Annotated in this window: 21 protein-coding genes; 16 read left to right on the top strand and 5 right to left on the bottom strand. The window is 60.2% G+C overall.

Annotation, left to right across the window (positions count from 1 at the left end; genetic code table 11):
* Positions 1 to 130 precede the first annotated feature (130 nt).
* Both ACYZT5_RS33940 and ACYZT5_RS33945 read left to right on the top strand, forming a co-directional pair.
* Positions 131 to 2,776 carry a DUF4118 domain-containing protein gene (locus ACYZT5_RS33940; protein WP_462049160.1) on the top strand — a complete coding sequence of 882 codons (2,646 nt, stop codon included), beginning with the start codon at positions 131 to 133 and terminating at the stop codon, positions 2,774 to 2,776.
* Between the two features lie 68 nt (positions 2,777 to 2,844).
* A complete protein-coding gene (locus ACYZT5_RS33945; RefSeq protein WP_462049161.1) occupies positions 2,845 to 3,534 on the top strand; it encodes a response regulator in 690 nt (229 codons plus the stop codon).
* A 110-nt stretch (positions 3,535 to 3,644) separates the two neighbouring features.
* Here ACYZT5_RS33945 and ACYZT5_RS33950 read toward each other — a convergent pair whose 3' ends face one another.
* Positions 3,645 to 4,685, bottom strand: a complete 1,041-nt coding sequence (locus ACYZT5_RS33950) for a patatin-like phospholipase family protein (protein WP_462049162.1) — start codon at positions 4,683 to 4,685, stop codon at positions 3,645 to 3,647.
* A 222-nt stretch (positions 4,686 to 4,907) separates the two neighbouring features.
* Here ACYZT5_RS33950 and ACYZT5_RS33955 point away from each other — a divergent pair, with 222 nt between their 5' ends.
* From ACYZT5_RS33955 to ACYZT5_RS33965, 3 genes are all read left to right on the top strand, one after another.
* Positions 4,908 to 5,186: a hypothetical protein gene (locus tag ACYZT5_RS33955; protein WP_462028105.1), complete on the top strand. Its 279-nt coding sequence runs from the start codon at positions 4,908 to 4,910 to the stop codon at positions 5,184 to 5,186.
* 45 nt (positions 5,187 to 5,231) lie between these two features.
* Complete coding sequence (locus ACYZT5_RS33960; protein WP_462049163.1) at positions 5,232 to 5,999, top strand: CHAD domain-containing protein; 768 nt, start codon at positions 5,232 to 5,234, stop codon at positions 5,997 to 5,999.
* Positions 6,000 to 6,140: 141 nt separating this feature from the next.
* On the top strand, positions 6,141 to 6,938 hold the full coding sequence (locus ACYZT5_RS33965; protein WP_462049164.1) for an acyl-CoA thioesterase: 798 nt from the start codon (positions 6,141 to 6,143) through the stop codon (positions 6,936 to 6,938).
* Here ACYZT5_RS33965 and ACYZT5_RS33970 read toward each other — a convergent pair whose 3' ends face one another.
* Positions 6,939 to 7,304 (bottom strand): terminase, encoded by a 366-nt coding sequence (locus ACYZT5_RS33970; protein WP_462049165.1) that lies wholly within the window; start codon positions 7,302 to 7,304, stop codon positions 6,939 to 6,941. It lies immediately after the preceding gene.
* Between the two features lie 218 nt (positions 7,305 to 7,522).
* On the bottom strand, positions 7,523 to 9,004 hold the full coding sequence (locus tag ACYZT5_RS33975; RefSeq protein ID WP_462049166.1) for a methyl-accepting chemotaxis protein: 1,482 nt from the start codon (positions 9,002 to 9,004) through the stop codon (positions 7,523 to 7,525).
* 178 nt (positions 9,005 to 9,182) lie between these two features.
* Between ACYZT5_RS33975 and ACYZT5_RS33980 the strand changes: the two genes are divergently transcribed.
* From ACYZT5_RS33980 to ACYZT5_RS34015, 8 genes are all read left to right on the top strand, one after another.
* Positions 9,183 to 9,713 carry a hypothetical protein gene (locus ACYZT5_RS33980; RefSeq protein ID WP_462049167.1) on the top strand — a complete coding sequence of 177 codons (531 nt, stop codon included), beginning with the start codon at positions 9,183 to 9,185 and terminating at the stop codon, positions 9,711 to 9,713.
* An 82-nt stretch (positions 9,714 to 9,795) separates the two neighbouring features.
* A complete protein-coding gene (locus ACYZT5_RS33985; RefSeq protein ID WP_008148797.1) occupies positions 9,796 to 9,987 on the top strand; it encodes a PLDc N-terminal domain-containing protein in 192 nt (63 codons plus the stop codon).
* Positions 9,988 to 10,247: 260 nt separating this feature from the next.
* Entirely contained in the window at positions 10,248 to 11,123 is an 876-nt protein-coding gene (gene speE, locus ACYZT5_RS33990; RefSeq protein WP_462049168.1) for a polyamine aminopropyltransferase, read from the top strand.
* Positions 11,124 to 11,284: 161 nt separating this feature from the next.
* Entirely contained in the window at positions 11,285 to 11,518 is a 234-nt protein-coding gene (locus ACYZT5_RS33995) for a hypothetical protein (protein ID WP_462049169.1), read from the top strand.
* A gap of 214 nt (positions 11,519 to 11,732) precedes the next feature.
* A complete protein-coding gene (locus tag ACYZT5_RS34000; protein WP_462049170.1) occupies positions 11,733 to 12,074 on the top strand; it encodes a ribonuclease E inhibitor RraB in 342 nt (113 codons plus the stop codon).
* Between the two features lie 401 nt (positions 12,075 to 12,475).
* Positions 12,476 to 13,885: a circularly permuted type 2 ATP-grasp protein gene (locus ACYZT5_RS34005; RefSeq protein ID WP_074874854.1), complete on the top strand. Its 1,410-nt coding sequence runs from the start codon at positions 12,476 to 12,478 to the stop codon at positions 13,883 to 13,885.
* A gap of 12 nt (positions 13,886 to 13,897) precedes the next feature.
* Positions 13,898 to 14,848: an alpha-E domain-containing protein gene (locus ACYZT5_RS34010; protein WP_008148807.1), complete on the top strand. Its 951-nt coding sequence runs from the start codon at positions 13,898 to 13,900 to the stop codon at positions 14,846 to 14,848.
* Positions 14,845 to 15,660, top strand: coding sequence for a transglutaminase family protein (locus ACYZT5_RS34015; protein ID WP_462049171.1), 816 nt, complete (start codon positions 14,845 to 14,847; stop codon positions 15,658 to 15,660). The genes ACYZT5_RS34010 and ACYZT5_RS34015 overlap by 4 nt, the downstream gene beginning before the upstream one ends.
* Before the next feature lie 120 nt (positions 15,661 to 15,780).
* Here ACYZT5_RS34015 and ACYZT5_RS34020 read toward each other — a convergent pair whose 3' ends face one another.
* Entirely contained in the window at positions 15,781 to 16,602 is an 822-nt protein-coding gene (locus tag ACYZT5_RS34020; RefSeq protein WP_462052352.1) for a c-type cytochrome, read from the bottom strand.
* Positions 16,603 to 17,198: 596 nt separating this feature from the next.
* On the opposite strand from ACYZT5_RS34020, the gene ACYZT5_RS34025 reads away from it, so the two are divergent.
* The 3 genes from ACYZT5_RS34025 to ACYZT5_RS34035 all read left to right on the top strand — a co-directional run bounded on the left by ACYZT5_RS34025 (position 17,199) and on the right by ACYZT5_RS34035 (position 21,392).
* Positions 17,199 to 18,404: an acetyl-CoA C-acetyltransferase gene (locus ACYZT5_RS34025; protein ID WP_462049172.1), complete on the top strand. Its 1,206-nt coding sequence runs from the start codon at positions 17,199 to 17,201 to the stop codon at positions 18,402 to 18,404.
* Between the two features lie 25 nt (positions 18,405 to 18,429).
* A complete protein-coding gene (locus ACYZT5_RS34030) occupies positions 18,430 to 20,574 on the top strand; it encodes a 3-hydroxyacyl-CoA dehydrogenase NAD-binding domain-containing protein (protein WP_462049173.1) in 2,145 nt (714 codons plus the stop codon).
* Positions 20,575 to 20,669: 95 nt separating this feature from the next.
* Positions 20,670 to 21,392, top strand: a complete 723-nt coding sequence (locus ACYZT5_RS34035; RefSeq protein WP_462049174.1) for an amidotransferase — start codon at positions 20,670 to 20,672, stop codon at positions 21,390 to 21,392.
* 113 nt (positions 21,393 to 21,505) lie between these two features.
* Here ACYZT5_RS34035 and ACYZT5_RS34040 read toward each other — a convergent pair whose 3' ends face one another.
* Positions 21,506 to 22,477, bottom strand: coding sequence for a magnesium and cobalt transport protein CorA (locus tag ACYZT5_RS34040; RefSeq protein WP_462049175.1), 972 nt, complete (start codon positions 22,475 to 22,477; stop codon positions 21,506 to 21,508).
* Between the last annotated feature and the right edge of the window lie 154 nt (positions 22,478 to 22,631).

Consider the following 22,631-nt stretch of genomic DNA (forward strand, 5'->3'; position numbering starts at 1 on the left):
CGAGGCGTCGAACCGTCCGCGTGGGAATGCAGCCCGGGACGCTCCGCGTCCCATCCAGAAGCGGACGCAGAGCGTCCATTGATGCATTCCCACGCAGAGCGTGGGAACGATCACAGAGAGAACTTCAAGCATGAGTGACTCCGGCCGCGCCGACGCGCTGTTAGCAGACCTGCCCCGGGATGGCCGTGGCCGTCTCAAGGTTTTTCTCGGCGCTGCACCCGGTGTCGGCAAGACTTACGCCATGTTGCAAGCGGCCCACACCCAACTGCGCCAGGGTGTGAAAATCATCGCCGGCGTGGTCGAGACCCATGGCCGTGCCGAAACCGAGGCGCTGCTCGGCGGCTTGCCGCAGCAGCCACTGGTGCGCTCGGAATACCGCGGCGTGATCCTCGAAGAAATGGACCTTGACGGCGTACTTGCCGCCAAACCGAAACTGGTGCTGGTAGACGAACTGGCCCACACCAACGCACCGGGCAGTCGTCACGCCAAACGTTGGCAAGACATCCAGGAACTGCTCGCTGCCGGCATTGACGTGTTCACCACGGTCAACGTCCAGCACCTGGAAAGTCTTAACGACAAAGTGCGTGGCATCACGGGCGTGCAGGTCCGCGAAACCCTGCCGGACTGGGTGCTGCAAGAAGCCTACGAACTGCTGCTGATCGACCTGCCGCCGCGTGAGCTGCTGGAGCGCTTGCGCGATGGCAAGGTCTACGTGCCGGAGCAGGCGAGGGCGGCCATCGACGCTTTCTTCACCCAGACCAACCTCACGGCCCTGCGTGAACTGGCGATGCAAACCGCCGCCGCTCAGGTCGATGATGATTTGGCCCAGGGCTATCGCCAGCTCGGCCAAGCGGCGCCGGCGGTACGCGGTCGCCTGTTGGTCGGCGTCGATGGCGATGCTCAGGCCGAGCGCCTGGTGCGTCACGCCAGTCGCGTCGCACAGCGTCGGCATTTGCCGTGGAGCCTGGTGCATGTGGACAACGGCAGCGTGCGTGACGAGCAGTCGCGCCTGCGTCTGCAAAGTGCCCAGCAATTGGCCGAACGCCTCGGCGGCGAAGTGGTGTTGTTGCGGGCGGGTGAGGTGGCGAAAACCCTGATCCAGCATGCTGGCGAACGCCGCGCCAGTCTGGTGTTGGTCGGTCAGTCCCGGCAGCGTTTGCGTCGGCGATTGTTCGGCGGCGGTCTGGCGTCACGTTTGCTGCGCGATGCGCGCGGGCTGGAAATCAACGTCCTCGACAGTGAACACGAACAGCATCAGCCGCGTCAGCGTTCGGCGCAGTCACTGGTGTGGTTCGACTACGCGCTGGCGCTGGTGGCGACGGTGCTCGCCAGTGCCTTGGCCTGGGCGGTGGCGAGTGTCTTGCCGCTGCCCAATATCTCGCTGGTGTTTCTTGCCGCGGTGTTGCTGGTGGCGGTGCGCAGCAGCCTCGGCCCGGCGCTGGCCTGTGCGGCGTTGTCGTTTCTGACCTACGACTTTTTGTTCATTCCGCCGAATTTCTCCTTCAGCATCCAGCGCGAAGAGGACGTGCTGACCTTGCTGTTCTTCCTGCTGATGGCGGCGCTCACCGGTAACCTCGCGGCCCGACAGCGGCGGCAGTTACAAGCCCTGCGCGACACTCAGGAAGAAACCACCGAACTGCTCGACCTGTCACGCAAACTCACGGCCGCCACCGACCGCCAGGCGGTGGTCAGCGCAGCGGCCCAGCACCTCAACGGCTGGAGTGATCTGCAACTGTGCCTGCTCAATCAAGACGGGCAGGGCGGATGGAAAGTCGAAACCGGTGGCCCGCTGGAGTTTTCCGAAGCCGAGCGCGCTGCCGCCGATTGGGCCTGGCAACACGATCAACCGGCGGGCGCGGGCACCGGCACGCTGCCGTTCGGGCGTTGGTGGTGGTGGCCGTTGTCGGTGGAAGACGGGCCGCTGGCATTGCTCGGTGTGTGTGCCAAAGAGGGCCAGACCCTGAGCGGTCAGCGTCGCCGTTTGTTGACCGCGTTGAGCCAACCGCTGGCCCAGGCGCTGGCGCGTGCGCAATTGGCCGAAGACCTGGAAGCCGCTCGGCTGCACGGCGAAACCGAGCAACTGCGCAGTGCCTTGCTGGCCTCGGTGTCCCACGATTTGCGCACACCGCTGACCTCCATGCGCGGCAGCATCGACAGCCTGTTGGCCCTCGGTGAAGCGATCCCGTTGGAGGATCGCCGCGAACTGCTCGAAGGCACTCGCGATGAAGCCGAACGGCTCGATCGTTACATTCAAAACCTGTTGGACATGACCCGCCTCGGGCACGGCGCCCTGAAGCTCGCGCGGGACTGGGTGTCGCCGGCCGACATCGTCGGCAGTTCGCTCAATCGTCTGCGCGCCGTGCTGGCGCCGTTGCAGGTGACCACCGAAGTGCCGCCGGAGTTGCCGCTGCTTTACGTCCACGCCGCGCTGATCGAACAGGCGCTGGTCAACGTGCTGGAAAACGCCGCGCGTTTTTCACCGTCTCACGGCCGCCTGCAATTGCGCGCCGGGGCCGATGACCGCGAGCTGTTTTTTTCGGTGAGCGATGAAGGCCCGGGGATTCCGGAGGAGGAGCGAGCGAAGATTTTCGACATGTTCTACACCGCTGCGCGCGGTGATCGTGGCGGGCAGGGCACCGGGCTGGGGCTGGCGATCTGTCAGGGCATGGTCGGTGCCCATGGCGGGCGGATCAGCGTCGCCGATGGCATCGAAGGACGGGGCACCTGCATCACTTTGCACCTGCCGTTGCAGGCTCAGCCGGCCTTTGAAAATTAAGAGCCGAAAGTGAAGCCTGATCGCGCTTGCGCTACTCTCTTGCCACTTCCTTGTGTTGATGTGAATTCATGAGCCAGACCGCGACCATTTTGGTCATCGACGACGAACCGCAGATCCGAAAATTCCTGCGCATCAGCCTTGTTTCCCAGGGCTACAAAGTGCTGGAGGCCGGCACCGGCACCGAGGGTCTGGCCCAGGCCGCACTGAATAAACCGGACTTGCTGGTGCTCGACCTCGGTTTGCCGGACATGGACGGCCAGCAAGTGCTGCGCGAATTTCGCGAGTGGTCGACGGTGCCGGTGCTGGTGCTCTCGGTGCGTGCCAATGAAGGGCAGAAAGTCGAAGCGCTCGATGGCGGCGCCAACGACTACGTGACCAAGCCGTTTGGTATTCAGGAGTTTCTGGCCCGGGTTCGTGCGTTGTTGCGTCAGGCACCGGCGGGAGAAGCTCAAGCGGCGGCGCTGACGTTCGGCCCGTTGACCGTCGATCTGGCTTATCGCCGGGTACTGCTCGATGGCGCCGAAGTCGCGCTGACCCGCAAGGAATACGCGGTGCTGGCGCAACTGGCGCGGCATCCGGGGCGGGTCATCACCCAGCAGCAATTGCTCAAGGACATCTGGGGACCGACCCATACCGAGGACACCCATTATTTGCGGATTGTGGTCGGGCACTTGCGCCAGAAACTGGCAGACGACCCGACGCAGCCGCGGTTCATCGTCACCGAGGCGGGGGTTGGGTATCGGTTGCTTGATGCCTGATCGTTCCCACGCTCTGCGTGGTAACGCATCCCGTGACGCTCCGCGTCACAGCGGACGCGGAGCGTCCGAGGCGGCATTCCCACGCAGAGCGTGGGAACGATCATTGGATCTCAGGAATCCCGCTCATTCTCATACCGATCCATCGTATCCCGCGCAATCTCCCGCCCCAGCGCGATCAGTTCCGGCGCTTTATAGAACTCGAAAAACCGGCACACCCGCTTTGGCACATTGATCAAAACATCCGGCGGATAACCGGCGATCTTGTACTGCGCCAATGAGGTTTGCATCACCTCGAAACTCTGGTTGATCAGGTCCAGCAAAGAGGCCGGGCCGACGTTGTCGATGATGAACGAACCGGTGGCGGACTTCGGCGCGCCATCGCGCTCAGGGGCGGCCGCCGGTTGCTGGGCTTCGGGTTCGGCGGATTCGATCCAGGGGTTGATCTCGGCCGCTTCTGCGATCAATGCCTCCTTTTCCAGCATCAGCAACTTTTCCGCTTGCTTGCGGCGGAAGGGCAACTTCGAGCCCACCGAGCTGATCAGGCTGTCGAAACGGGTCCTGAATGCGGCCGGGCGCTGGATCACCGGCAGTTGATAGTGGCGCTGGTTGGTGGAGTTGAGGTTGACCGCGATGATCAGGTCGCAATGACTCGACACCACCGGCACAATCGGTAAAGGGTTGAGGATACCGCCGTCCACCAGCATGCGATTGCCCTGCATCACCGGGGTGAACAGGCTGGGAATCGCCGCCGAGGCGCGCATGGCCTGGTGCAGGCAGCCTTCCTGGAACCAGATTTCCTGCTGGTTGGTCAGGTCGGTCGCCACCGCCGTGTAAGGGATGCGCAGGTCTTCGATATTGATCTCGCCGACGATCTTGCGGATCTGCCCGAAAACCTTCTCCCCGCGAATCGCGCCCAGACGAAAACTGACGTCCACCAGACGCAAGACGTCGAGGTAGTCCAGGCTTTCGATCCAGCTGCGATAATCGTCGAGTTTGCCGGCGGCATAGATCCCGCCGACCACCGCGCCCATGGAGCAACCGGCGATGCAGGCGATGTCGTAGCCACGCCGCTCGATCTCTTCAATGACACCGATATGGGCATAGCCCCGGGCCCCACCTGAGCCCAGCACCAGTGCGACACGCTTTTTCATGAATCGCCCTCGTCTGACAAGGTTCAACAATGCACCCATCGAGGGGCGCGCTTCAATCGCTAAGGTCGTTTCGTGAGGCGAGTGCGTCGTTTTTTCGACACTCCATGGCGGCAGATGAGTATTCTCGCGAGCGCTAGAGTTTCCGCGGCGGGGCCAAGGCACTTTTCACGCGCCAGACCGTCTTACCTGCACGACTGTTTACCTATTTTTGAGGTGTGAGTGATGAAAGCCTGGATCTGTGTGCCATTGATTGCCCTGGCACTCGCCGGTTGTGCCGGCAAAACCGCTTATCGTGACAGCTGCGGTAGCGGGCTCGATGCGGCGTGGCATGAACTGGACCTGGCCAAGGCCGAGGGTTTCGCTGGCAACGTCAGCTACTCCAAGGCCCTGTCGTTGTTGACTGCGGCCAAGACCCAGCAGCAATTCGAAGGCTTCGAAGGCTGCACCAAGAAGGCCGAGAAGGCGCGCTTCTATATTCGTGAGTCTCGCGCTGGCCGTTGAGGCATGATGTAGGCATTGGGGGCAATTCGATTCAGGGAGCAAACGATGTCTGCCTTGGTTGATCGGTTGGTGGCTCGCGTCCTGGGCCTGGAAGTTCGGTTGCTGGCCTGTCAGGCACGCTTGAGTGCCCGCACCGACCCTGAAGCGCTGCACGATCTGCGCACCACGGTTCGCCGTTTGCGCAGTCTGCTGCGGCCATTGCGCGGCTTGCCCGGGGTCGAACAGCTGGAAGCGGCGGCGTCCCGGGTCGGCGACCTGACCACGCCGTTGCGCGATCGCGAAGTGCTGGCGGCGTACTTGCTCCAGCATGATCAACCTGGGGCTGCCCATCGGCGCATGGCGCAAATGGCCGAGGCTTATCCGGCGGTGGCGGCGAGTCCTGAAGTGGCGCAGTTGCTGATGATCCTCGACGCCTTTCCGCGTTTTTTGCGGGCCTCCCAGCGTCAGGGCTTGCTCAAGGGCTTGCGCCAGCACATTGAAAAACGCCTGGCCAAGCAGTGGAAAAAACTCGACCAGGCCCTGCACGACCCTGCCCATGATCGTCATCGTTTGCGCTTGCTGATCAAGCGTGTGCGCTATGGGATCGAAGCCTATCCCGAACTGGATCGATTGCCGAAAGCCGCGATGCCGCGCTTGAAGTCCGCGCAAGGCGCCTTGGGCGATTGGCACGACTGCTGGCAATGGCTGGCCAGGTCCGAACAGGAAGCCGATTTGCAGCCCTGCGTCGCAATCTGGAAAACCACCATGGCCAAGGCCGAAAACCGCGCCGACCGCGTCCTCGACAAACTCAGTGCTGCCTGCTTCAAATCCTGAATCCACATTTGATCACTGTTGAATTTGGAATCGATGTCCGGCACACGGCCTATCTGTCAGCCTCTTTGGCCGGAATAAGCGCTGTGCCGTCCTCGCAGGCTGGTTAAGATCCCTTCATCCTTTTCCCGCACCGAGGTTTCCATGCGCTTTTCCGATCTGCTCGACGCTGTTCGCAGCCAGCCGCTGGAGCTGTCTATTCCGGCCGAATGGGCTCAGGGGCGTGCCAGTTTCGGTGGCCTGGTGGCCGCCTTGCAATACGAAGCCATGCGCGCAAAAGTCCCGGCGGATCGTCCGGTGCGTTCGCTGGCGATCACCTTTGTCGGCCCTGTCGAGCCTGAAGTGCCGGTCAGCTTTGAAGTCGATGTGCTGCGCGAAGGCAAAGCGGTCAGCCAGGTGCTGGGCCGGGCGATGCAGAAGGGTCAGGTAGTGACGTTGATCCAGGGCAGCTTCGGTGCCTCGCGGTCTTCCGAAGTCGCGGTCACGGCCGAGCCTGCACCTGAAATGAAGCACTGGGACGATTGTCAGGAACTGCCGTTCGTCAAAGGCGTACTCCCGGAATTCATGCGGCACCTGGCGATGCGCTGGAGCGTCGGCGGCCTGCCGTTCACTGGCAACACATCCCGCGAGATGGGCGGCTGGGTACGCTTGCGTGGGGACGTGAAGGAAGAAGCGGTCAGCGAGTCGCATATCCTGGCGTTGGTCGACGCCTGGCCACCGGCGCTGTTGCCGCACCTGAAGAAACCGGCGATGGGCAGCACGCTGACCTGGACCATAGAATTCGTCCAGCCATTGCTTGAACTGAGCACGCTGGACTGGTGCAAATACCTCGTCGAAATCGAGCATGCCGCTGACGGCTACGGTCATGCGGCCGCGAAGCTGTGGAACGCGGACGGTCAGTTGATTGCCATGAGCCGGCAGACGGTGACGATTTTCGCCTGATCAGTGACGACGGTGGCGCTCACGCCAGGCGCGCCACCAGCCGCCGCTCAGGAAGAACCGTGGGAAGGTCAGAAACTGCTCGACCAGCAAGCGCGACACTGCATCTTTGCGATCACTGAACGGCTCGGCGGCTTGCGCCTCCAGTTTGTGACCATGGCGTTGCAGGCCGAGCGCTGCGAGCAGGCCGACTACACCAATCGCGACATTCGCGAAGCTCAGACTGAACACCCCCGAGACAATCAGCAAAAACGCCACGATGAACAGCGGCACGGCAATCAGGTGCAGCACCAGATTGGTCGGGTGCTGGTGATTGTTCGGGTACGCTCGCCATTGCCAGGCGGGAAGGTTGGGGTGACGTTTGCCCATGATGGTAATCCTTTGGTTCGTTGAGGCTCTTGAACAAAGAATAGGCCGGGCGAAACCAGTCGGCGAATCAAGGCTGGCTATCGGAGTGATAGGAGTCATGTTCGGAATTGATGTCGGTTGAGCAGACGCCATCGCGGGCAAGCCCGCTCCCACAGGTAATGCGCAAATATTGAAATGGCGCTAACCCTGTGGGAGCGGGCTTGCCCGCGATGGGGGCCTTACAGCTTGAGCTGCCCGATAGCCTTGCTCAATTCCCCGGCCAACGCCGCCAGTTCATGGCTGGTGGTCGCCGAATTCACAGTCTGCTGCACCGTGGTCTCGGTCACATCCCGAATACTCACGATCGACCGATTCATCTCCTCCGCCACGTGGCTCTGCTGCTCGGCTGCCACGGCGATCTGCGTATTGCTTTCGCGCATCTGCGCCACTGCGCGGGTGATTTCCGCCAACGCTGCGCCGGCCTCTTGAGCCTGCTGCACGCAATCGTCGGCCTTGAACGAGCTTTCCTGCATGAAGTCCACCGCATCCCGAGTCCCGGCCTGCAACGCCGACACCATGATCGTGATCTCGTCCGTGGACGTTTGCACACGCTTGGCCAGGTTGCGCACTTCATCAGCGACAACCGCAAAGCCGCGCCCCATCTCTCCGGCCCGGGCCGCTTCAATCGCTGCATTCAGCGCCAGCAGATTGGTTTGCTCGGCGATGCTGTGAATCACACTGACCACGCCGTTGATCTTCTGACTGTCCTCGGCCAGATGCTGAATCATCTCGGCAGTCTGCTGCACCCCGCTGGACAAACCGGCAATCGACTTCTGCACCCGACTGACCACTTCCTGCCCGCTGCCGGCCAGGGTGTCGGCGGTTTGCGAGAGGTCGCGAGTGGCGCCGGCGTGCTGGGCAATGTGATAGACCGTGGCAGTCATTTCGTTGATCGCCGTGGCGGCCTGATCGGTTTCGCTTTGCTGGCCGAGCATGCCGTGACGCACCTCGGTCATGCTCGACGCCAGCCGCGCCGCCCCGACATCCAGTTGCCGGGCGGTGCTGGCAACGGTGTTGACCACCCGCTGGTAACCGGCCTGCATGGCGTTGAAGGCATTGGCCATCTGCCCGACTTCGTCAGTGCAGGCCAACGGCACACGGGCCGACAGGTCACCGGTTTTCTCGACGTGAAGCATGACGTCCTTTAGCGTATTGAGCTGGCTGAGCAGGAAGCGGATCAACAACTGCGAAGCGCCGAGCATCGCCAGCATCAGGATCGCTACCGCCACTGCATAGTTGGGAAAACGCTCGCCAAATACCTGGTTCAGGCTCGGGCCATGGGCAATCACCGCGACCTGATTGCCATCCGTGCGCGTAAACACTTCGGCGCCCATCAACGGGTTGTCGCCGAACAGCGGCATGGCATTGATCCCGACCCAGCCGTTGGTATCGGCCAGTTCCAGTACCGGCTGCCCGTTCAACAAAGGTGCCTGCCCGCGACTGAAGGTCAGCACGTTATCGGCTTTGGGGAGCGGTTGCCCGGCGGGCCAGGCGCTGAGCAGTCGTGCCTGGGCTTGTGCCGATGCCTGGGAGGCATGGCTGCGGGCCTGTTGTTCGAGTTGCACGGCATAGATCACCAGCAACAAGGTCGTGACGAAGGCGACGGCGTTGACCGCCCAGAATTTGTATTTCAGTGAGATATTGCTAAGCCAGGCACCCATGGAGGTCTTCTCTGATAGCGGAAACAATTTCGGCAAGGTGCCAGTATTGTGCCGCTACTCAGTGCGTCGGACCTTGACGTGTGTCAACAATCCCGGCCGTGCTCGCGCACAGGAATTGCGGGGCGTAATGCGCTATCCTTCGCGGCTTCAAAATTCCCTCGCTACAGGATTCCGCCCCATGAAAGCCGCACTCGTCGAACTCATCAGCAAAATCAGCTCCGGGTGCATGAGCGATGACGAAATCCAGAAAGTCGCTGACGAAGCGGCCCAGGCCTACGCCGATCCCGAGGCTTTTCTGACGGCCAATCCGGATATCAACTACGACGACTCGTTCCCGATTCCGCTGGGCGAGTGGGTCGTCGTCGGCAGTCTTCCGGAGACCGTGCTGTTCCAGACCGACACCTACATGGACCTGTTTGCCCAGATCGTTTCCTCGTTCGGCCCCGGCGTTGATTTCAATATCAAACCCAAGCAACTGGCCAAGACCGAAGCCCTGACCGCGCTCAATCGCATTCAGGTGCAGATGAGCAGCATGAACAAGGAAAACGGCGGCTACGTGCTGATGAACTTCAGTCAGCTGCTCGACGACGAGCTGCAAGTGGTGCTGGTCTACGGCAACGACGTGCCGCGCGTGCTCGAGTTGTGCACCGAAGTCGGCATCACTGCCGCACCCTCCCTGGAAGCCCTGAAAGTGGCGATCCACGTCTGAAGCCCACAGGGCGCTAATAAAACGGAACCCTCGCAATGGCCGGCTATCCTAAGAGTGCATACCACTCTTAGGGAGCGTCACCATGGGTTCCACGTTCAACGGTCTGATTGGCCTGATTATTCTTGCCCTGGACATCTGGGCAATCATCAACGTGCTGAAAAGTGGCGCCGACACCGGGATGAAAATCATCTGGGTGCTGTTGATCCTGTTGCTGCCGGTCCTGGGCCTGATCATCTGGGCCATCGCCGGGCCACGGGGCAATGTGCGGATCTGATTGCATTCCCGAAAACGACACCGAACCTGTGGGAGCTGGCTTGCCTGCGATGGGATCGCCGCGGTATGCCTGACAGACCGTGCCGCCTGAATCGCAGGCAAGCCAGCTCCCACAGGTTCGGTGTCGAGGCGTCAAGCGAGGTTCGACCTGTCATATCCCGCGACGTAGAATGCGCACCTTTCCCGGGCAATCGAGGTGATCGATTGACCATCATGGGCGGGTAACCGTCCGTTGCCACCGCCTTCATCGGAGCGCTTCCCATGAGCAACACGCCAACCAGCGAATACCTGGAAACCCTCTACGAAGGCTACGGCCAGCGTTTTCGCATGGAAAAACTGCTCCACGAAGTGCGCACCGAACACCAACACCTGGTGATTTTCGAAAACCCGCGCATGGGCCGGGTGATGGCGCTGGACGGCGTGATCCAGACCACCGAAGCCGATGAATTCATCTACCACGAGATGCTCACCCACGTGCCGATCCTGGCGCACGGCACCGCCAAGCGCGTGCTGATCATCGGTGGCGGCGACGGCGGCATGCTGCGTGAAGTGGCCAAGCACCGCAGCATCGAGCACATCACCATGGTCGAGATCGACGGCACCGTGGTCGATATGTGCAAGGAATACCTGCCGAACCACTCCAAGGGTGCGTTCAATGATCCACGCCTGAACCTGGTGATCGACGACGGCATGCGTTTCGTCGCCACCACCACCGAAAAATTCGACGTGATCATTTCCGATTCCACCGACCCGATTGGCCCGGGTGAAGTGCTGTTCTCGGAAAATTTCTACCAGGCCTGCCGTCGCTGCCTGAACGAAGGCGGCATTCTGGTGACCCAGAACGGCACGCCGTTCATGCAAATCGAAGAAGTCAAAACCACCGCGGGGCGCCTGCGCAGTCTGTTCCCGGACTGGCATTTCTATCAGGCGGCCGTGCCGACCTACATCGGCGGCGCCATGACCTTCGCCTGGGGCGCGACCAATACCGCCTATCGCAAGTTGTCCCGCGAAACCCTGCAGCAGCGCTTCGCCGGCAGCGGCATTATCACGCGCTACTACAACCCGGAAATCCACATCGGCGCCTTCGCCTTGCCGCAATACGTCCTGCGGGCTGTGAACAAACCTAGCAACGACTGATAGCACGCAGGTCGGAAAGGGTCGCCCCGGTGTAAAACACGCCGCAGGCGACCCTTTTTTCATGCTTCACTTATAGATAGAGGGTCCGGTTGAACGATTGGCCGGGGAGCAATGTCGAGATAGTGGTAAGCCCATCCGCGGGTTTTATCAAGGAGGCACTGATGCAAAAGTGGAAAGTCACTTTCGTTGATGATCACGGTGAACAAGTTGACGAGGTGTTCGAGAGCGATGAATGCCCAAACAACGAGCAAGCCGCGAAACTCATACGCGCCCGGCGTCTGCCTGTGGCTGCCGAACTGGACCTCAACGATCTGGAAGGGCGCGCCGATGATCCGACTGTCAAAAGTCTGAAAAACCAGTGCAGCATTGAAATCCTCGGCATTACTCCCGTCTGACACTCACCTTGTCACCTTCACAACCAGGCCTTGGCAGCGGCTCTATCTTGGGGCTACTCTGCAAACGAGATCAGCGAACGGATCGCTAAGGTCTGGTCTTGTCAGCTACATGCTTGCTTCCCACCGGCAATGTTATTGCCGCATCGCTCGCCCCATTCGGTTGCGAGTGCCGGGAATACGGAAAGTCTATCCATCAGTCTGAGGGGGACGTTTCATGAGCACAGCCTATCAAGAAGACATCAGCAGCAAGGTGTTGCGCCGCATGAAAGAAGGCGGTTTCGACTTTTCACGATTCCATCCCATCGAGTTCTACGCCATTTTCCCGGACGAGGAGCGGGCGCGCAGGGCGGCAGGGCATTACTGTGGTGAATCCTTGAATGCACAAATCAGTGTGCGCGACGACGGCGCGTGGTACCTGGAACTGAGCAAAGTGATGTACGCCACCTATGACGGCATCGGCGACTTTGAGCAGGATTTCGAGGCGGTGGTCGAGCCTTTGGGCGGCATCATCGAAGGATGGGGCGTCAAGCAGGAGGTACGAGGGCTACTCGCATAACGTTATGAACAGTCACAACACTCAGCAACGGCTGACCTCAGGGTTGGCCGTTTTCGTTTTCGCGGTTTGAAAAGGCAAAAGATCGTGTTTTTGATTCATAACGTTTCAAAAACGCAAAAAGAGCCGCCTAAACAGGCGGCCAAAGGGAATTTCGAGAGGTTTTCCAGCAAATGCGCGGATTATCCGCATCGACTCCCGAGCAGTGAAATCAACTCTGGCTATGCTGGTGATAGCGACAACATTGCTTCGCAATGAAGCGGGGGCGATCAGGTGGGGGTATTTACCGCACAGGATTGGTGCGGTGCGTGCAGCGTGATTATCCAACTGATTGATATCAAAGCGTTTATGCCGATGGCACGGGCTTTGCGAAGCCCAGATGTCCGGGTGACAAGGAGTACGGCATGATCCGCACCTATTTTGATGAGATGTACGATGCCGGCGGCCAAGTCCGCCCGCATTATCGGGAGTTTGCCCGTTGGCTGGCCGAAACGCCTGACGAGCTTTTGGCACAACGGCGACGCGAGGCCGATCTGTTGTTTCATCGCGCCGGGATTACGTTCACCCTCTATGGTGATGAGCAAGGGACAGAGCGCCTGATTCCCTTCGACACCATCCCCCGCAGCATCCCCGCCAGTGAATGGCGAGTCGTCGAGCGCGGCTGCATTCAGCGGGTCAAGGCGTTGAACATGTTCCTCGCCGACCTCTATCACGAGCAGCGCATCATCAAGGCCGGCATCATCCCGGCCGAACAAGTGCTGGCCAACGAGCAATACCAGTTGGCGATGCAAGGGCTCGATCTGCACCGCGATATCTATTCCCACATCTCCGGTGTCGATCTGGTGCGCGATGGCGACGGCACGTACTACGTGCTCGAAGACAATCTTCGTACACCGAGCGGCGTCAGCTACATGCTCGAAGACCGCAAGATGATGATGCGATTGTTCCCCGAGTTGTTCGCGGCCCAGCGCATTGCCCCCATCGACCATTATCCGAACCTGTTGCTCGACACCCTGAAAAGCTCCAGCCCGATCGATAACCCGAGCGTGGTGGTGCTGACGCCGGGTCGTTTCAACAGCGCGTTTTTCGAGCATGCATTCCTGGCTCGGGAAATGGGCGTTGAACTGGTGGAAGGCGCGGACTTGTTCGTGCGTGACGATAAGGTGTTCATGCGCACCACGGACGGGCCGAAAGCCGTCGACGTGATCTACCGTCGCCTCGACGATGCGTTCCTCGATCCGCTGGCGTTCAACCCGGACTCGATGCTCGGCGTTCCAGGGCTGCTGTCGTCGTACCGCTCCGGCAACGTCGTGCTGGCGAATGCCATCGGTACCGGGGTCGCGGACGACAAGTCGGTGTATCCATTCGTCACGGACATGATCCGTTTCTACCTGGATGAAGAGCCGATTCTGAAGAACGTGCCGACGTGGCAGTGTCGTAATCCCTCCGAACTTTCCCACGTACTGGCCAATCTTCCAGAGTTGGTGGTCAAGGAAACCCAGGGCTCAGGCGGTTATGGGATGCTGGTGGGGCCGGCGGCGACGGCGGCGGAAATCGAGTCTTTCCGTGCGCGGATCAAAGCCAAGCCCCATGCGTACATCGCGCAACCGACGCTGTCGCTGTCGACCTGTCCGACCTTTGTCGAAAACGGCATCGCTCCACGCCACATCGACCTGCGTCCGTTTGTATTGTCTGGCCGCGAAACCCGGGTTGTGCCCGGCGGTTTGACCCGTGTTGCCCTGCGCGAAGGCTCTCTGGTGGTGAATTCATCCCAGGGCGGCGGAACCAAGGACACCTGGGTGGTCGAGGATTGAAGGAAGCCTGCCATGTTAAGTAGAACTGCCTCGGATTTGTATTGGATGTCGCGTTACCTGGAGCGGGCGGAAAACCTCGCACGGATGCTCGACATCAGTTATTCGCTGTCGCTGATGCCACAGGATGGCCGAGGTGATGGCCTGCATGAACTCGCCATGCCATTGCTGATTACCGGCACCCTGGACGATTACCTGGAGCGCCACGGCGAATTGCACGCCGAACGGCTGCTGCATTTCTTCGCCCTGGACGCGGCCAACCCGGCGAGTATCTACAGCTGCCTCGGCGCCGCGCGGGCCAGTGCCCATGCGGTGCGTGGGCGAATCACCGCCGACATGTGGGAAAACATCAACGCCACCTGGCTGGAAATACGCGGGATAGCTGATCAAGGGTTGAGTCGCTACGGCATGAGCCGTTTCTGCGAGTGGATCAAGGAACGTTCCCACCTGTTCCGCGGCGCCTCCTACGGCACCATCATGCGTAACGATGCGTTCCGTTTCATTCGCTTGGGGACGTTTATCGAAAGGGCTGACAACACGTTGCGCCTGCTGGATGCCCGCTACGAAATGGCCGGCGATCAGGCCGAAGCGGTCAGCGATGGCACGGCGCACGCTTACTACCAGTGGAGTGCTTTGCTAAGGGCGTTGTCCTCTTTCGAGGCCTACACCGAAATCTACCGCGACGCCCCCGGCGCCCGGCATGTGGCCGAATTGCTGCTGCTGCGCGCCGATGTCCCGCGTTCCCTGCGCGCCTGCACCGAAGAAATTGACCAGATCCTCGCCCAACTGCCGGGGGCCAATGGTCGTCCCGCGCAACGCCTGGCCGCGGAAATGGACGCACGCCTGCGCTACACCGGCATCACCGAAATTCTCGACGAAGGCCTGCACGCCTGGCTGACCGAGTTCATCCCACTGGTGCGCCAGTTGGGTAACGCCATACACAGTTCCTACCTGGAGGCTGCATGAGACTTTCCATTAGCCACGAGACCACCTATCACTACGAAGATCAGGTGCGGGCGAGCATCCAGTACTTGCGACTGACACCCCACGACAGCGAACGCCAGCATGTGCTCAGCTGGCAGCTCGACTTGCCGCGCCCGGTGCGCGCGCAACTCGATCCGTTCGGCAACATCCTGCACGTGCTGACCCTGGATGAGCCCCACGAGGCGATCATCATCGGCGCGCGTGGGCAGGTGGACATTGACGAGTTGCGCGAGGCGGAGCATGAAAGTCAGTCGGCGCTGCCGTTCCTGCGTTTCACGCGCCTGACCGAAGCCGACGAAGCCCTGCGTGCGTTCGCCGAGAAAGAATGCAAGCAACGCCGGGATCGCACGGCGCTGATCGATTTGATGCATGGCCTGAACCAGCACATGACCTACACGCCGGGCTCCACCGAAGTGGACACCAGCGCCGCTCAAGCCTTCGCCGGGCGTTCGGGCGTCTGCCAGGACCACACCCATGCGTTTCTCGCCTGCGCTCGCAGCCTGGGCATTCCTTCGCGTTATGTGTCGGGCTATTTGTACAGCGAGAACAGCGAACACCTGGCCAGTCATGCCTGGGCGGAAGCCTGGCTCGATGACGCCTGGTACAGCTTCGACGTGACCAATGAATTGGCGCGGCCCGAGCGTCATCTGAAACTGGCGGTGGGTCTGGATTACCTCGATGCCTGCCCGGTGCGAGGCATGCGGCGTGGCGGAGGTTGCGAGCAGATGCATGCGAAGGTGTTTGTGTCACCGACCCCGATGCCGGCTCCGGTTATCTCCGTCCAGCAGCAATAATCAGGATCATCACAAAACCCTGTAGGAGCGAGGCTTGCCCGCGAAGAAGGCGCTGCGGTCTAACCGAATGACCGCGTTATCGTTCTTCGCGGGCAAGCCTCGCTCCTACAGGGGATAGTGTCAGGGTTTAACTTTGCGCCCAGCCATGTGCTTCAAATACCCCACCAACCTCTCCAGATCCCCGTCCGGCAACACCGTCGTCGAGAACCCGGGCATTTTCGCCTGCGGCCACTGACGCAAACTCTGTGGATCACGAATGTAGCGCTTAAGGAAATCCGCGCCGAAGTATTCGGTCGGGTTAAACGGAATATTCAGATCCGGCCCAAACTGCGCATCCCCGGCGCCGTTCAATCGATGACACGCCAGGCAATTCTTCTGAAACAGCGCAAATCCCTTGTTCACCGGATCGTCAGCCTTCAACGCCGGATCGGGCAGTAGGGCAGGGAAGCGCTCAGCCACCGGTGCCATGCGCTTGATGCTCGCCACCTGAAATGGCCATTGCTCGGGGCTGATGTCGCCCGCCTGCGGATCGGTCCAGACCAGATAGAACGGTCCGGCGCCGGGCTTGCCTTCCGACAGCGGTGGCCACGGTTTGGCCGGGTCTTCAATCGCCAGCCAGGCTCGCGCGCCCTTGGCATTGAGTAACGGCGCTGCCGCCAGTTCGGCGGCAAAACCGTCCAGAGCCACGGCTTGCAGATGGTCTTCGGGCTTGATATCGGTCAACAACGCAGCCAACGGAACAGCGCGATAGCTCATGTCCCGTTTGTAGGAAACGTCGTTGCTGATCGTGATGGTCTGAACCTGAGGATGCTTGAGCAATTCCTCGGTTTGCCAGGTGCGACTGCTCGCGCCCAGCTCAAGGTTCAGCTGTGCGGCAGACAGAGGCGTGCTGAGCAGCAAGGCCCCAAACAGAATGAGTGTTTTCAAGTGATCGCCGTCCATGTCGTGGAAGTGCCGCAAAGGTTGGCACACCCACGCTGGCCCGGGTAGCGAGCCAGTCACATTTTTAAGAGGCGATATAAAACATGGCGCCGTATTTTTTACAGACCGACTAGCCGATCACCTTGGTCAGGTTCGGCAAAATCAACAACAACGTAGTGGCGAATAGAATGAGCCCGGCTTGACGTACTTTCGATTGTTTGAACATGGCTTGACCGCCTTTATTGTTATTTCCTGATGCCTGCCTGCATTTCTCCATGACGGCAGAGCGTTGCACTTCCTGTTTGACGAGCGCCTCGGCAAAACCCGACGACAACTTCGTACAAGTTCACCTTAGAGCCCGCGTCACGCTTGGTTTAGATCCATTTCGTATGGGCTTCCTATAAATTGCTCTTAAAATGGCATGAGGCCTATTGCCAGCTTCTTGGGCGCCCGTTTGCTAGACAGCTTGGTGTCCTGAATCGGTTAAAGCAGTGGTTCACTACCGTCCGTCTGAGCGTGTCCGTCAACGTCAGTGAGCGCTGCGGTCATTGAATCCATGGCCGCTCGGCATAAGGTGGGAACTCTGTATTTACTCCCCGCCCAGGTTCGAGGACGTCATGATTCAAGCTTTGATTTTCGACGCGTTACGTACGCCCCGCGGCAAAGGCAAGGCCTATGGCGCCTTGCACAGCGTCAAACCGGTGAACCTGGTAGCCGGGCTGCTAAAGGCGCTGCAACAGCGCACTTCCCTCGATACCCGTCAGGTCGACGACGTGGTGCTTGGCTGCGTGACGCCTATCGGCGACCAAGGCTCCGACATCGCCAAAGCCGCGACCCAGGTGGCCGATTGGGACGTCAGCGTGTCGGGTGTACAGATCAATCGCTTCTGCGCATCGGGGCTGGAGGCGGTGAACCTCGGCGCGATGAAAGTGCGTTCCGGCTTCGAAGACCTTGTGGTGGTCGGCGGCGTCGAGTCCATGTCCCGCGTGCCGATGGGCAGCGATGGCGGCGCTTGGGCACAGGACCCGGAAACCAATCTTCACAGCCATTTCGTCCCTCAGGGCGTGAGCGCTGACCTGATCGCGACGCTGGAGGGCTTCAGCCGTCAGGACGTCGATGCCTATGCGCTGCACTCACAGCAAAAGGCTGCGCGGGCAAGGGCCGACGGTTCGTTCAACAAGTCGCTGGTGCCGGTGCAGGACCAGAACGGCATCATCCTGCTCGATCACGATGAATTCATTCGCGCCGAATCGACCCTGGAAGGCTTGGGCAAGCTCAAGCCGAGCTTCGAGATGATCGGGCAGATGGGCTTCGACGCCACCGCGCTTCGGGTCTACAGCCACGTTGAGCGGATCAATCACGTGCACACGCCGGGCAATAGCTCCGGCATCGTCGATGGCGCGGCGCTGATGCTGATCGGTTCCGAGGCCAAGGGGCGGGCGTTGGGCTTACAGCCACGGGCGAGGATCGTCGCCACCGCAGTCACCAGTACCGATCCGACCATCATGCTCACCGGCCCCGCACCGGCTACCCGCAAGGCATTGGCCAAGGCCGGGTTGCGGGTCGAAGACATCGACCTGTTCGAGGTCAACGAAGCCTTCGCCTCGGTGGTGCTGAAATTCATCAAGGACATGGCGATCGACCCGGACAAGGTCAACGTCAACGGCGGCTCCATCGCCATGGGCCACCCGCTGGGTGCCACTGGCTGCGCAATCCTCGGCACGCTGCTCGATGAACTGGAAACCCGGCGCCTGCGCTATGGCCTCGCGACGCTGTGTGTCGGCGGCGGCATGGGCATTGCCACCATCATCGAACGCCTCTGAGCCCCCGACTTCAAGGAAACCTTCCATGACTGAAGCCATTCGTTACGAAAAAGGGCAGGACCAGATCGTCGTCCTGACCATCGACATGCCGGGGCAGAGCGCCAACACCATGAACGCGGTCTACCGCGAAGCCATGGCCGCTTGTGTCGCCAGACTCGTTGCCGACAAAGACACCATCGCCGGTGTGATCATCACCTCGGCCAAAAAAACCTTCTTCGCCGGTGGCGACCTCAATGAGTTGATCAAGGTCGGCAAGCCCGAAGCCAAAGCCTTTTACGACATGGTGCTGTCCCTCAAAGGGCAGCTGCGTACCCTGGAAACCCTCGGTAAACCGGTGGTCGCGGCCATCAACGGCGCAGCGTTGGGTGGCGGTTGGGAAATCTGCCTGGCGTGCCATCACCGGGTTGCGCTGGATGATTCTTCGGTGCAACTCGGCCTGCCGGAAGTGACTCTTGGCCTGCTGCCGGGCGGCGGCGGGGTAGTGCGCATGGTGCGGATGCTCGGTATTGAAAAAGCTTTGCCGTACTTGCTCGAAGGCAAGAAAGTCCGGCCGCAGCAGGCGTTGAAGGCAGGGTTGATTGATGAGCTGGCGGCGGATCGTGATGAACTGCTGGCCAAGGCTCGCGCCTGGATTATCGCCAATCCTTCGGTTGTGCAGCGCTGGGACGTGAAGGGTTACGAGATTCCGGGCGGTACGCCGTCGAACCCGACAGTCGCGCAAATGCTGGCCATCACGCCATCGATCTTGCGCAGCAAAACCCAGGGCTGCATGCCCGCACCAGAGAAAATCCTCTGCGCCGTAGTGGAAGGTGCACAGGTGGATTTCGACACCGCGCACCTGATCGAAACCCGTTACTTCACCGAATTGACCACCGGCCAGGTGTCGAAAAACCTGATTGGCACGTTCTGGTTTCAGCTCAACGAGATCAATGCCGGTGGCTCGCGGCCCCGGGGCTTTGCGCCTTACGTGACTCGTCGCCTGGGTGTGCTGGGCGCCGGCATGATGGGCGCCGGTATCGCTTTTGTCAGCGCGTCGGCCGGCATCGACGTGGTGCTCAAGGACATCAATCTGGCGGCAGCGCAGAAGGGCAAGGCTCACTCGGCGGCGCTGCTGGACAAGAAGGTTGCTCGTGGCCAATTGAGCGCTGATCAGCGCGATGCAACGCTGGCGCGAATTCACCCCACTGAATGCGATGCCGATCTGGCCGGTTGTGATCTGATCATTGAAGCGGTGTTTGAAGATCGCGATCTGAAAGCCAACGTCTCTTCGGCGGCGCAAAAAGTCGTTGGCCCGAACGCGGTGATTGCTTCCAACACGTCGACCTTGCCGATCAGCGGCCTCGCTACCGCCGTGCCGGATCAGAGCAAATTCATCGGTCTGCATTTCTTCAGCCCTATGGAGAAAATGCCGCTGGTGGAAATCATCAAAGGCGCCCACACCAGCGACGAAACCCTGGCTCGCGGGTTCGATTTCGTCCTGCAAATCAAGAAAACCCCGATTGTGGTCAACGATAGCCGTGGCTTCTTCACCTCGCGGGTGTTCGGCACGTTCACCAACGAAGGCATCGCCCTGCTGGGCGAAGGCGTGAGCGCGCCCATGATTGAGACCGAAGCGCGAAAGGCGGGCATGCCGATCGGACCTCTGGCGATCTCCGACGAAGTTTCCCTCAGCCTCATGAGCCATATCCGCCAGCAAACCGCCAAAGACCTGCAAGCAGAAGGGAAAGCGCTGATTGAGCATCCAGCGTTTGCCGTGATAGACGTGCTGCTAAACGAATACAAGCGGCCCGGTAAAGCCGCAGGAGGCGGTTTCTACGATTACCCGGCCCGTGGCCAGAAACACCTGTGGCCGGAGTTGAAAATCCGTTTCGAGAAGGCTGACGGACAGATTTCACCGAAGGACGTGCGCGATCGGCTGCTGTTCGTGCAAGCCATCGAAACCGTGCGCTGTGTGGAGGAGGGTGTGTTGACCTCGACGGCGGACGCCAACGTCGGTTCGATCTTCGGTATTGGCTTCGCCGCCTGGACCGGCGGCGCGCTGCAGTTCATCAACCAGTACGGCGTGAAAGACTTCGTCGCCCGCGCCCAGTACCTGGCGGAGCAGTATGGCGAACGATTCGCCCCCCCTGCGCTGCTGCTGGAAAAAGCGGCCAAAGGGGAGGCGTTCTAGGGGACGGGTGACGCATTCCGGGGCTTGCCTTGCCACCGTGTTTCAAGGCAGGCTCTGGGGTGTGCATTATTCCCATCACGTGTCAGGTATTTTTTATGTCGTTACGCATCTGCATTCTGGAAACCGACATCCTGCGTCCGGAACTGGTCGATCAATATCAGGGTTACGGGCAGATGTTCCAGCGTCTGTTTTCGCAGCAACCCATCGCTGCCGAGTTCACCGTCTACAACGTGATGCAAGGCGAGTATCCCGGCGATGAGCTGACGTTCGACGCCTACCTGGTCACCGGCAGCAAGGCCGATTCCTTCGGCACCGACCCGTGGATTGAAACCCTCAAGACTTACCTGCTGACCCGCTACGAGCGCGGTGACAAACTGTTGGGCGTGTGCTTCGGCCATCAACTGTTGGCGCTGCTGCTGGGCGGCAAGAGCGAACGTGCGCCCCAAGGCTGGGGCGTCGGCACCCATAGCTACAAACTCGCCGCCAAAGCGCCGTGGATGAGCCCGTTGAGGGAAGAGCTGACCTTGTTGATCAGCCACCAGGATCAGGTCACCGCGCTCCCGGAAAATGCCACGGTCATCGCTTCCAGCGATTTCTGCCCGTTTGCCGCGTACCACATCAACGATCAGGTGCTGTGCTTCCAGGGGCATCCGGAATTCATTCACGATTACTCGCGCGCGTTGTTGGATATTCGTCAGCAAGCGCTAGGCGAGCAGATTTATTCGAAAGGTATGGCGAGCCTTGAGCACGAGCATCACGGCACTACCGTTGCTGAGTGGATGATGCGGTTTGTGGCGCACAAGCCAGAACCTGTTTAAACCTTGAAAAGCTTCGCGAGCAGGCTCGCTCCCACATTGGAACGCGATCTAATGTGGGAGCTAGCCTGCTCCGGGCGGCGTTCCGACGAATTTCACATACGACTCGGTATTGGCTACAACCACCCCGATTTCTTGAAGCTCGCCCACAACCCGACGCAACCGACCGCAATAACCCCCAACACCCCGAAATACCCATAATGCCAACTCAACTCCGGCATGTCCTGAAAGTTCATCCCGTATATACCGGCCACCGCCGTCGGGAACGCCAGAATCGCCGCCCACGCCGCAAACTTGCGCTGCACCACGCTTTGGCGTGACGCCTCCAGCAACACCCCAACCTCAATGGTCTGGCTGGCGATATCCGCCAGGGTCGTCAGGTCTTCCATCTGCCGCGTCACGTGGATCTGCACATCACGAAAGTACGGCCGCATGTTCTTGTCGATGAACGGAAAGCTCAGCTTCTGCAATTCCTCACTGATCTCTACCATCGGTGCCGCAAACCGGCGCAAGCGCAATACATCGCGGCGCAGACTGTGGAGTTTTTGAATGTCGCGCTCGTTTAGGGAGCTACACATTACGTTGAGTTCCAGCTCATCGATCTCTGCATGGATCGCTTCGCCCATTGGCTGGTAGTTTTCGATCACGAAGTCGAGGATGGCATAGAGCACGAAATCTTCCCCGTGCTCCAGCAACAGTGGACGCGCCTCACAACGCTGTCGGACATGAGCGTAGGACGCTGAGTGGCCGTTGCGTGCGGTAATGATGTAACCGTTGCCGGCAAAGATATGAGTCTCGATGAACTCCAGTTTGCCTTCATGCCGAATCGGCGAATACGTGACGATGAACAGCGCGTCGCCGAAGGTTTCCAGTTTCGGTCGACTGTGTTTTTCCAGGGCGTCTTCGATGGCCAGTTCGTGCAGGTTGAACTGGCGTTGCAGGTTGTACAGCTCCTGAGCGTTCGGCTCCTCGAGGCCGATCCAGACAAAGTGGCCAGGCTTTGCAGCCCAGGCAGCGCCTTCGTCGAGGGTGATATTGGTGACTTTCTTACCGGCGCTGTAAACCGCAGCAGCAACAACTCTACCCATGATAGTGATTCACTTCTTATTGGCAACTTTCTATTAGCAAAGATGGCAGTGGCAGGCTGTGTTCAGCTTAGCCCTGTCTGCTGCTTGAGAGTCAGCAAAATCTGCGGAGTTCGCTGGCAAAAACTCGCAGGCAAAATAAAACCCGCACTGGGCG

The sequence above is a fragment of the Pseudomonas sp. LB3P14 genome (assembly GCF_054898045.1).

Coding starts and splice junctions, on each gene's coding strand:
- ACYZT5_RS33940 (WP_462049160.1), top strand. CDS start 131: ATGAGTGACTCCGGCCGCGCCGACGCGCTGTTAGCAGACCTGCCCCGG.
- ACYZT5_RS33945 (WP_462049161.1), top strand. CDS start 2,845: ATGAGCCAGACCGCGACCATTTTGGTCATCGACGACGAACCGCAGATC.
- ACYZT5_RS33950 (WP_462049162.1), bottom strand. CDS start 4,685: ATGAAAAAGCGTGTCGCACTGGTGCTGGGCTCAGGTGGGGCCCGGGGC.
- ACYZT5_RS33955 (WP_462028105.1), top strand. CDS start 4,908: ATGAAAGCCTGGATCTGTGTGCCATTGATTGCCCTGGCACTCGCCGGT.
- ACYZT5_RS33960 (WP_462049163.1), top strand. CDS start 5,232: ATGTCTGCCTTGGTTGATCGGTTGGTGGCTCGCGTCCTGGGCCTGGAA.
- ACYZT5_RS33965 (WP_462049164.1), top strand. CDS start 6,141: ATGCGCTTTTCCGATCTGCTCGACGCTGTTCGCAGCCAGCCGCTGGAG.
- ACYZT5_RS33970 (WP_462049165.1), bottom strand. CDS start 7,304: ATGGGCAAACGTCACCCCAACCTTCCCGCCTGGCAATGGCGAGCGTAC.
- ACYZT5_RS33975 (WP_462049166.1), bottom strand. CDS start 9,004: ATGGGTGCCTGGCTTAGCAATATCTCACTGAAATACAAATTCTGGGCG.
- ACYZT5_RS33980 (WP_462049167.1), top strand. CDS start 9,183: ATGAAAGCCGCACTCGTCGAACTCATCAGCAAAATCAGCTCCGGGTGC.
- ACYZT5_RS33985 (WP_008148797.1), top strand. CDS start 9,796: ATGGGTTCCACGTTCAACGGTCTGATTGGCCTGATTATTCTTGCCCTG.
- speE (WP_462049168.1), top strand. CDS start 10,248: ATGAGCAACACGCCAACCAGCGAATACCTGGAAACCCTCTACGAAGGC.
- ACYZT5_RS33995 (WP_462049169.1), top strand. CDS start 11,285: ATGCAAAAGTGGAAAGTCACTTTCGTTGATGATCACGGTGAACAAGTT.
- ACYZT5_RS34000 (WP_462049170.1), top strand. CDS start 11,733: ATGAGCACAGCCTATCAAGAAGACATCAGCAGCAAGGTGTTGCGCCGC.
- ACYZT5_RS34005 (WP_074874854.1), top strand. CDS start 12,476: ATGATCCGCACCTATTTTGATGAGATGTACGATGCCGGCGGCCAAGTC.
- ACYZT5_RS34010 (WP_008148807.1), top strand. CDS start 13,898: ATGTTAAGTAGAACTGCCTCGGATTTGTATTGGATGTCGCGTTACCTG.
- ACYZT5_RS34015 (WP_462049171.1), top strand. CDS start 14,845: ATGAGACTTTCCATTAGCCACGAGACCACCTATCACTACGAAGATCAG.
- ACYZT5_RS34020 (WP_462052352.1), bottom strand. CDS start 16,602: ATGGACGGCGATCACTTGAAAACACTCATTCTGTTTGGGGCCTTGCTG.
- ACYZT5_RS34025 (WP_462049172.1), top strand. CDS start 17,199: ATGATTCAAGCTTTGATTTTCGACGCGTTACGTACGCCCCGCGGCAAA.
- ACYZT5_RS34030 (WP_462049173.1), top strand. CDS start 18,430: ATGACTGAAGCCATTCGTTACGAAAAAGGGCAGGACCAGATCGTCGTC.
- ACYZT5_RS34035 (WP_462049174.1), top strand. CDS start 20,670: ATGTCGTTACGCATCTGCATTCTGGAAACCGACATCCTGCGTCCGGAA.
- ACYZT5_RS34040 (WP_462049175.1), bottom strand. CDS start 22,477: ATGGGTAGAGTTGTTGCTGCTGCGGTTTACAGCGCCGGTAAGAAAGTC.